This window comes from Alicyclobacillus contaminans DSM 17975, assembly GCF_000429525.1.
Classification (GTDB): domain Bacteria; phylum Bacillota; class Bacilli; order Alicyclobacillales; family Alicyclobacillaceae; genus Alicyclobacillus_A; species Alicyclobacillus_A contaminans.
This window is the reverse complement of the sequence record NZ_AUCA01000067.1, coordinates 1-9600: the sequence shown is the minus strand read 5'-3', so window position 1 is coordinate 9600 and position 9600 is coordinate 1. Positions and strand designations below refer to the sequence as shown.

The window sequence follows — 9600 nt, the reverse complement described above, 5'->3', positions numbered from 1 at the left end:
TGAGCAAGTCTTATCTCAGGCTCACCAAGGAATTACAGGGACGTACATACGACCAGATGCTCGCACACACGACCATTGTGTTCGCCCGCTACATCATGTTGGCAATAGCCTCCAGAGATGCCCAAGATCCCCGAACTATCGGTGCCTTGTTTTTCGATTGCTGCGACGAACTCGACGACATCCGATTTGTAGATGCTCTTCGGTTGCTTCTGGAACTGCTCAGAACCGCCATAGAGGTGACATTGGCTCAAAGAAACGACGTCATCGAACAAGTGCTGCAGCAGTTCATCGATCGTTTACCCAGTGCGGTCAAGGAGAAATTAGCTGCCTGAGGGTGCGAAACTTGAGTCCTGCTACTTGAACATGCCTGTTCAGCGATGGGGGGTGGAACTCCTTGATTACTCGTGGTGGTGAATTGGAATCCGGTTCGAGGGCCGCGGGGCTATCCTTCGTCAGCGAATGACTTTGGGACAGCCCCTCATGTTTACGATTCTTCGGTATTCGTACTTTGTTCGGAAGTACTCGTTGGGTTTTCGGAAGAGTGGATGAAGGTTTCAACTTCGAGGTGGGTATCCGTCCGGTCTTGGCGTTTGGCTGTGCCGGAAGCCTTGGCCATCATTCCCGCTGTAAGTCCCCCAACTTGTTCCATCGCATCCATGGCAGCGGCCGTTCCATTTACCATCAAGCGGCGCAAAGTGCTTCTGGCTCCAGGAGAAAATACCAACAACAGTCCTGCAACCGTGATCGCAATGCCAAGCGGAGACGAGAAATCAATTTTTTTACCCAATACGTCCTCTCCTTTCGATCTGTATCACGTATGTTTTCACCATGTGTCCGCAATTTATGCAATGCGAACCTTCGTTCACTTGACGCCCTCTTCTGTGCGTATACCACAGGTGATTTCTACGCATGGTAGTCCATTAGGAATGACTGAGGAGGATTCGCAGCATGCACCTTGCCGTTGTTCATCGTTTGCCTGGGCGCCTTCGCGTATCCGTTCCATGGATTTACAATCAGCCCGTGAACGCGTACCGGCTGCAGACAAAGATGCAACAAACACAAGGTATTCAGAGCGTTCGGTGCAATGCAGTAACCGGGCGGGCGTTGATTTATTTTGATGAAACCCGTATTTCCCACACACAAATCATGCACTGTATCGAAGCATGGCTCGCCAGAAGGGAACAGCCAAACACGCAGGTGTCCCAGGCGGAAGTTGCTGCAACGGTGGAGGCCGGAATTGAACCTTCTGCGATGTCTCCTTTGCTGAATGCCGCGGAAAATCCGTATCGGACTCCGGCGATTGCCTCCACCGTCCTCCTGGGAGGACTTGCGCTGAAACGGTTGGTCGCAGGCAGGTCCGTACTCGCTGCATCACCGCTCACCTTTTGGGTAAGTGCCGGCCTATCCATTGTCGCGGGTTATCCAGTCTTGCGCAGAGGTGTGGAGAAACTTGTTCAAGGGCGGTCTGTGTCCCCGGATTTATTGCTCGGGCTTGCGACCCTGTCCATGGCGGCTGTTCGTGAAAACCTGGTCGCACTGTCCGTCATCGCGGCGGTCAACCTGGCCATGTATCGGCGTCACACGGTTTTTTCGGGCCCGGAGGATACGTGGCTGGACCCCAAACTTGACGCACACAGTCGGAAGATGGGGCGACTTGGTTTATGGCTATCCTCGCTTGTCCTCCTGGTTACTCGCAATCCCCTGCGCGCGATTGGGGTTGCTTTGGCAGCCAATCCGCGGCCGGCCATGCTGTCCCACAAGTTTCGCTGGGCCGAGGCTGAGCGGGAAGCGGCTGAACAAAAGCTCCTGATGCCTCAGTACGGAAGCTTGTCCATGGTGGGTAACACGACCAGCATTGTCGTGGACGAACGCTGCCTGTCGCACAGTCAACCCTCCTGGAACGTCCAGTCCATTCGTGCGGACTATGGATCCGGTAAGGCGCTGGCACTCACGGCCTCCTTGTTGCAAAAATGCCATCAGCATCCGTGGCAATCCGCTGTCATACAGGAGGTATCGAAACTGGGCAGAAGCATGCACACGCCCTTCCAAGTGGAAGAAGCCACTGCGGAGGGGGTGCGTGGTGTTATCAAGGGCCGTGAAACGTTGCTCGGTACTCGGTTATTCTTGGAACAGCACGGTATTCCGAGTTCTTCCGTGGAATTCGCGGAGAGGCGAATGCGGCAAGAGGGATTCCAAACGCGAATACTGGTTGTGGCCAAACAACCCGTGGCGGTCATCGGATATCGGCCCATGGAGGACGACAATTGGTCGAATGTCATCCATCAATTGCAAGAACGCGGATTCCGTGTTCGCACCTTGGGATCAGGAAGTCCTCTGCATCCGGGTGTAGAACAGGTTTCCAAGGAACAGTTGATTCGGGAAGTCGAAGCCGGCACCGTTACAATCCTCGTCCACAGCGAAGGCATGGAGCTCGAGCATCCTCGTTTAATTCGTTTTGCGTCGGATGACGGACATCGTTTCATGGAGACACTGCGTTTTTGTCAGGAGAAAGCTCGCAGGGCCACACGGGATGTAAGTATTCTAAAATCGTGGAACTACTTGGGCGTGGCGATGGCGATGATGTCCACGGTCGCGGCCCCAATCATCGCGCTGGCTGGCGACGTGTTGTCCGTGTATCTGATGGCGGCTCAACGTCGAGGTCTGCGTCTTCGTGCACGTGAGGAAGCAATGCCACGAGAAGAAGGGACACACAAGAGAACATTCCATGAGAGTGGACAAACAGCCCATCGAGAACCCTTTCATGCGCTGGACATCCGGACATTGCTGGAGCGGCTGGAGTCCAGCTTGGAGGGACTGAAGGACCGTCAGGTCAAAGATCGACAGGAACTTTGGGGTATGAACGAACTGCCTGAACCCGACCGGCCCACGACACTGCATGTTTTCATGAAACAGTTCAAGGAACTTTCGACGCTCATACTGCTTGGTACGACAGGGCTGGCATTCATCATGGGAGAACGATTCAGCGCGGCGTGCATGCTCGGCATTCTGGTGGTGAATGCGCTGATTGCGACCTGGCAAGAAAAACGTTCTGCGGATATCATCGGGGCTTTGAAAATTGAAGAAGACTGGCGATCCCGCGTGTTTCGCAACGGAGAAGAAATGCTGGTTCCGACGCAAGACCTGGTACCTGGTGACATCGTTCATTTGGAATCGGGTGACAAGGTGCCAGCCGACATTCGGATTCTTGAGTCATGGCAGATGGAAGTCAATGAGTCCATCTTAACCGGAGAATCCACGTCCGTTGCCAAGCAGGCAGGAGAGGTACCACTAGATACCCCGTTGTCCGAACGAGCGAATCTTCTCCACATGGGAACCATGGTAACGCGCGGACACGGCAAGGGGGTGGTGGTGGCCACCGGACCCCAGACGGAACTCGGTGTCTTGGAGTCTCTCATGCGGGAGACGAAGGAAGAGCCAACCTTCCTGCAGCGACGTGTCACCGAAGTCAGCAAGTGGTTTATCCTCGGAGCCTGCGCCGCGTCTGCCCTGGTGGCCGTGACCGGATTCATGCGAGGGCTTCCACCCCTGGAGTTGTTGATCTCTTCCATTACCCTGGCAGCTTCGGCGATCCCCGAGGGTCTGCCGCTGACCATCACGATTGCGCTGACGGCCGGTGTGCTCCAATTGTCGAAGCGCCGCGCGATGACGAAGCGGCTTGCGAACCTGGAGTCGCTGGGGCGCGTGACCGTCATCTGCTGCGATAAAACCGGAACATTGACGAAGAATGAGATGAGTGTTCGGGAGCTTGTGACTTTGGAAAAGTGCGTGCATGTCAGCGGTGACGACTTCCATCTTTGCAACAAACCGGACGAAGCGTATGCTCTGGCAGATGATCCGGACATGCGGCAATTGTTGATGATTGGCATGCTGTGCAATAACGCACGCCTCGGGAAGGAAGATGAGGAACCTGTGGGCGATCCCACCGAATTGGCATTTCTCACGGTCGCCGCCAACGCCAAGTTGAGTCAGGCGGATTGGAAGCGCCATCGGGAAATTCCGTTCGATTCGGTAACTCGGTGCATGAGCGTGGTCTGCGAGGAGAACGAGCAGACACGCGTCATCTGCGAACAGGATAGCTCCCTGCGCAATTGCGTGGTGTTTAGCAAAGGAGCTCCCGAAGTGGTGATTCCAAAATGTTCGAGCTTCCTGCGCGATGGTGAAGTGTACCCGTTGGATAAAGCCGTGGAGGAACGCATTCAGGCCGAGAATGTACGCATGGCGAATCAGGGATTGCGTGTATTGGCTTTTGCCTATCGGCATGTTGGGGAGCACGAAGATCCGCTGGAGGCAACGGATGAAGAACTGGTCTATGTTGGACTCATGGGCGTTTTGGATCCGCCGAAAGCCGACGTGGCCAAGAGTATCGCAGAAGCGCGCCAACTCGGGATCAAACCGGTGATGGTGACGGGTGATCATCCACTCACCGCGCGTGCGATTGCGACAGAGATTGGGATCTTTCAGTCGGGTGATCGCATTGTGACCGGGCGGGACATTGAGCAACTGACCCCCGATGAACTGGTACGGTTGGTGATGGAGGCTTCGGTGTTCGCGCGCGTATTGCCCGAACACAAATTGCGCATTGTCAAAGCGCTGCAGAAGAATGGACAAGTCGTGGCGATGACGGGCGACGGTGTAAATGACGCCCCGGCCATCCGTCAAGCGGACGTTGGCATTGCGATGGGCTGCAACGGCACAGACATTGCCAAGAGTGCGGCTGGAATCGTGCTTTGCGAAGATCAGTTTGATTCCATTGTAGATGGGGTTCAGGTTGGGCGTACCATCATCGGGAACATTCGCCGTGCCATGGGCTGTCTGCTGTCTGGGAACCTGGCCGAGGTACTCGTGACGGCCGTGTCCATCATCATCGGACTTCCCATGCCCCTGATTCCGCTGCAAATTCTCCTGATGAACATTCTGACGGACGCAATTCCGGCGATGGTACTCGTGACAGGACCGCAGCGCAGCGTTCGTCCTGAGCCGTATCGGGATGTCATTGATCGCAATCTGTACCGGAACGTCATCGTCCGAGGCTGCGCTCTCGGATTGGGCGCCGTTGCCTTGTTCGCCGGTGCGGTTGCAGCGGGCGTGCCGTTGGCTGCTGCGCAGACGATGGTGTACGCATCGCTGGTCGTCGGTCAACTGATTCAAACGATTGGCTGGCGCAAGTACGAAGCCACTCACAGTGCGGGGTTGAGGAGAGATCGGTCACTGCTCCTGGCGACCATCGGATCTGCGGCTGCCCTTGCGGGAACAATGTACATTCCGGCGTTGCGGACCGTGTTTTCAACGGTACCGCTTGGACTTCGCCATTGGGCTGTGGTCTTCAGCGTCAGCGGGGGCTTGGCGTGGTTGGTACAGCGATATTTGGGCCAACGAAGCCGAATCAAGCCAGTAGTGACGCTTGACTCCTCGGCGGTCACCTGCGCGTAAAAGGAGGTTCACAGTGGTGAAGCTGAATGCGGAAAACCTGCTGGCCGCTGCCGGGCTCTCTCTGGCTGCGTCGGTGTTGGTTCCATTGTTGAGAGATTTGTCCAAGACGAGAAGTGGTGATACCGTGGCCGCAGGTTTGGGAGTGAGCGACCGCGCCCGTAAAGGGTGGTCCTGTGTACAAGAGGAAATGGAAGATTTCCTGGCTGAAGTACAGTTTAAGCGATTAAGCAACAAGATCCATCGGGAAGGTGGACCTTCGTCATAAGGAAAGGCACTTTCGGATTACGTGATGAGCCAATCTTGGCGGTCCATTGCATGGTACGCAGGCGATGATGTGCTTGCCAAAGACGGTAGCGGAACTGAATTCGAGACTTGGATATCGGGCAGACTACAAAAAACGAGAAGGGGTGAACAAATTGGGGGTTGAACAAATCTGGGAAAATATGTTTAAGGGTGGTTCGCTCTGGGCCGGACTGATCTCAGGCGCAATTGCTCAAATACAGGACACGGTTTCCTTGACGAGTGGAAAGATGGAAACTGGCGATTTTGCCGTGAACTCCACGAAAAATGTGACCATGGCTCTGGGAACGATGGCTGGAGTGGAATGTGGTGCCATGCTCGGTACCGTCGTGATGCCTGGAATTGGAACCATGATTGGTTCCATTCTCGGTGGCGTCGTAGGGGACCGCTTGGGAGCCACTGTCGGTGTACAGGCAGGGAAGCTGCTCTTCAACGCAGCTGGCCGACAGGCCGAACAGTCTCCTTCCATGGTTCAACTTCCACAGTAAATCACAGGGGCTGTTCTGGGGACCAATGGTTGTGCCCGGAGCAGCCACCCTTTTTTCGTCTGACACTGCCGATGACGAATCATACAAACCAACTATGTGATGTCTGCCTTCGGCGTGATGTGGAATGTGATCCTACCGGCCCCTGTCTTCGCGGCATGCTCCGCTTCATCTTCTGTATTCCCTACACCAATGACATAGGCATAACGGTGACCCATGGAAACCGCCGGTTGCAATATGGCACCGACTCGTGGCTTAACATATACTTCTACGACGCCCGGAACACGACGTGCCGCATTCCTCCCGGTGACCTTTTGCAGAATTCCCTTCTCTTGAACGGTAAGATATTGCGTATAAACATGTCGCTCAGTTTTTCGTTCAGTGTCTGGCTCTATCCCCAATTGAGACTTGAGCGTCTCCTCGACCAAATTGATGCCGAAAGCGAAGTGAATCATGCGATTCATGGATGATCCAGAGATTCTGGGGTTTACTTCGATAATTTTGAACTTGCCCTTTGAAACTTTGAATTCAATATGTAAAGCCCCTGTCACCATGCCCGTTCTATCTACAACCGTATGGACCATTTCGGAGACCATCGCTTTGAACGCGGGTGCAATGGAGGGACGAATTCTATATGCAGTGACAATAAATCGGTGCTCAAATGTGATCGTCTGTTCGACAATTGCGATGGTCCTCGGTTCTCCTCCGTGGACCAAGACTTCCACCAGGTACTGCTGCCCTCCGATGTAGTCTTCAAACAATATGGTTTCTCCAGGATATTTTCTTGAAAAATACTGTATATGATCATCAATTTCTTTGGGCGACCTGGCCAGCAGTACATCCTTCGAGCCGTTGGAATGCGGGCACTTAACGACAATCGGCAGGTGTGAGTATAAATCGGGGATGATCTCAGTGGTGTAGTAAGGCGTGTAACTCGTATCCTTGAGCAAATTCCTCATTTCAATGTGAGCGTCAAATCCACCACACCTAGCGCTAAAGCGCTGTCTCTGAGAGGATGTTCGCAGAGAATTGCTCAGGGAGGCGCATGTTATGACGAAAGCAGAACAGGCGGAGTTAAGAGAGAGTTGGCGGGAGCGTGTGGCCGCGTTTCGCGCCAGCGGGCTGTCAGGCGCAGCGTGGTGCGCTGCGAACCAGGTGAAAGAGCACCAATTGTGGTACTGGGTTCGCCAGTTCCGAGTTGAATCGACTTCTCCGTCTTCATCGCCTCGCTTTCTACCAGTTCAATTTCGCGAGGCAACGGCCACGGAGGCCCCTTTGCTGGTTCGGGTAGGAAAGGTTGCCATTGAGGTGCACGCAGGATACGACGCGGAATTATTGCTCCAACTCGTGCGTACACTGTCCGCGCTATGCTGATCGACATCGCAACGGAGCAACGCGTGTATCTGGCATGCGGTAGCACGGACCTACGCAAGTCCATCGACGGGCTGGCTGCGTTGGTTCAGGAGTCCTTCCAGCTGGATCCGTTCTCACCCTGTATGTTTGTATTCTGCAATCGGCAGCGGGACAAGCTAAAAATCCTGTATTGGCAGCACAACGGCTTCTGGCTGTTCTACCGCCGCCTCGAACGGGGGCGGTTTGAGTGGCCAGAGTCTACCACAGACAAGACCGTCGTAGTCAGCCGTCGTGAGCTGAACTGGTTGCTGGACGGGCTTTCCTTGACCCAACAGAAGGCGCATCCAAAGGTGAACGCACAAGCGGTGATTTGAACGAAAAATTTCGGAGATCCTCAGTTTTGACAAGGGATTTCGGAAACTTTTGTCGAAACACTTCCTCATGGATAACCAATCGACCACGACCATCGAACAAGTTGAATCCTTGCAACGAGAATGCATGGCCTTGAAGCAGGAAAACGCAGACCTGAAGCGACAGGTAGAGTTGCTCATTGAGCAACTCCGACTGGCTCGGCATAAACGATTTGGGGCGTCCAGCGAGCGTTCCGACGAGAACCAGCTTCGGCTGTTCAACGAAGCCGAGTTAGAGGCTGAGCCCGCTGCACAGGAGCCTACGGTGGAGACCATCACGTACGAACGGCGGAAGAAACAGCCTGGTCAACGAGAAGCCATGCTGAAGGACTTGCCGGTGGAGCGTGTCGAGTATCGCCTCTCTGAAGCCGAGCAGGTATGCACCTGTTGCGGCGGTCTCCTACATGAGATGAGTTCAGAAGTCCGCAAGGAACTCAAAATCATCCCGGCTGTAATGAAGGTCGTCGAACACGTTCAGTTCATCTACGCCTGCCGCCATTGTGAGAAGAACAACACCGAGACTCCTGTGGTCAAGGCAACCATGCCGTGGCCAGCGTTTCCTGGCAGTCTGGCATCACCCTCGGCGGTGGCGTATATCATGACCAAAAAGTATGTTGACGGGATGCCGCTGTACCGACAAGAGCAGCAATTTGCCCGTCACGGCATCCCGTTGTCGCGACAGACACTGGCCAACTGGGTGGTGCGCGCATCCACTTCGTGGCTGAGTAAGATATACGACTACCTGCATGGTGAACTGGTCAAACGGCAATACCTGCATGCGGACGAAACCACGCTGCAGGTATTGCACGAAGCCGGACGGGCGGCGGAGACGAAGTCATATATGTGGCTGTACCGCAGCGGACGGGATGGACCGCCCATTGCGTTGTACGATTACCAGGAGACAAGGTCTGCAGAACATCCGAGACGATTTCTGGCTGGCTTCAAAGGCTTCCTGCACGTGGATGGCTACGCGGGATACAACGGCATTCCGGATGTGCGGCTAGTCGGGTGCTGGTCGCACGCGAGGCGAAAATTTGACGAAGCTCTCAAGGCGTTGCCGACCAGCGAACGATCCAAGCCAGTTGCTGCAAGGGAAGGGCTGGAATACTGCAACCGGCTGTTCGCCCTGGAACGGAAATTTAAGGATGCCACTCCGGAGGAGAGGTACCAGAACCGATTGGTACACAGCAGACCGGTGCTGAAGGCATTTTTGGCATGGCTTGAAGAGCAAAGCGCGCGTGTACTGCCCAAAAGCATGCTTGGGCAGGCGGTGGTGTATTGCCTGAAACAGTGGGACAAACTGACGGTGTTTTTGGAAGATGGCCACCTGGAGATAGACAACAACCGGAGCGAACGTTCCATCAAGCCGTTTGTGATTGGGCGCAAGAACTGGCTGTTCGCCAACACACCGCGTGGGGCGCGGGCTAGCGCGATTGCCTACAGCATTGTGGAGACGGCAAAAGAAAATGGCCTCAACCCGTTCGCCTACCTGCAATATCTGTTCGAGCAGCTGCCGAACGTTGATACGAACGACAAGACAGCGATGGCGGCACTCATGCCATGGTCGGAGATACTGCCCGGCGACATACGCAAAAGCAAAT

At 54.7% G+C, this 9600-nt stretch carries 8 protein-coding genes and 1 pseudogene; 7 read left to right on the top strand and 2 right to left on the bottom strand.

Annotation, left to right across the window (positions count from 1 at the left end; translation table 11 throughout):
- Nucleotides 1-332 (top strand): annotated as a pseudogene (locus tag G463_RS23250) (IS4 family transposase); the annotation flags it as partial.
- A 152-nt stretch (nt 333-484) separates the two neighbouring features.
- Here the strand turns inward: G463_RS23250 and G463_RS21005 are convergent.
- A complete protein-coding gene (locus G463_RS21005; protein ID WP_035487812.1) occupies nt 485-787 on the bottom strand; it encodes a hypothetical protein in 303 nt (100 codons plus the stop codon).
- A 161-nt stretch (nt 788-948) separates the two neighbouring features.
- On the opposite strand from G463_RS21005, the gene G463_RS21000 reads away from it, so the two are divergent.
- The 3 genes from G463_RS21000 (at nt 949) to G463_RS20995 (ending at nt 6239) form a co-directional block, all read left to right on the top strand.
- Entirely contained in the window at nt 949-5451 is a 4503-nt protein-coding gene (locus tag G463_RS21000; protein ID WP_051322389.1) for a cation-translocating P-type ATPase, read from the top strand.
- A gap of 13 nt (nt 5452-5464) precedes the next feature.
- Complete coding sequence (locus tag G463_RS0116190) at nt 5465-5716, top strand: hypothetical protein (RefSeq protein ID WP_026975987.1); 252 nt, start codon at nt 5465-5467, stop codon at nt 5714-5716.
- A 265-nt stretch (nt 5717-5981) separates the two neighbouring features.
- A complete protein-coding gene (locus tag G463_RS20995) occupies nt 5982-6239 on the top strand; it encodes a hypothetical protein (RefSeq protein ID WP_211227436.1) in 258 nt (85 codons plus the stop codon).
- Nucleotides 6240-6331: 92 nt separating this feature from the next.
- On the opposite strand, the gene G463_RS0116180 is transcribed toward G463_RS20995, so the two are convergent.
- Complete coding sequence (locus G463_RS0116180; protein WP_051322388.1) at nt 6332-7186, bottom strand: ATP-grasp domain-containing protein; 855 nt, start codon at nt 7184-7186, stop codon at nt 6332-6334.
- A gap of 100 nt (nt 7187-7286) precedes the next feature.
- Here G463_RS0116180 and tnpA point away from each other — a divergent pair, with 100 nt between their 5' ends.
- From tnpA to tnpC, 3 genes are all read left to right on the top strand, one after another.
- Nucleotides 7287-7610 (top strand): IS66 family insertion sequence element accessory protein TnpA, encoded by a 324-nt coding sequence (gene tnpA / locus G463_RS0116175; RefSeq protein WP_026975970.1) that lies wholly within the window; start codon nt 7287-7289, stop codon nt 7608-7610.
- Nucleotides 7611-7633: 23 nt separating this feature from the next.
- The gene (gene tnpB / locus G463_RS0116170) at nt 7634-7963 is read left to right on the top strand and encodes an IS66 family insertion sequence element accessory protein TnpB (protein ID WP_211227435.1); all 330 of its coding nucleotides are present in this window, start codon (nt 7634-7636) and stop codon (nt 7961-7963) included.
- 67 nt (nt 7964-8030) lie between these two features.
- Nucleotides 8031-9600 (top strand): IS66 family transposase (gene tnpC, locus G463_RS0116165; protein WP_026975968.1); only part of this gene is annotated, 1570 nt, incomplete at its 3' end.

Excerpts from the sequence above, each read along its gene's own strand:
- G463_RS20995 (WP_211227436.1), top strand. The coding sequence starts at position 5,982 with ATGGAAACTGGCGATTTTGCCGTGAACTCCACGAAAAATGTGACCATG.
- G463_RS21000 (WP_051322389.1), top strand. The coding sequence starts at position 949 with ATGCACCTTGCCGTTGTTCATCGTTTGCCTGGGCGCCTTCGCGTATCC.
- tnpA (WP_026975970.1), top strand. The coding sequence starts at position 7,287 with ATGACGAAAGCAGAACAGGCGGAGTTAAGAGAGAGTTGGCGGGAGCGT.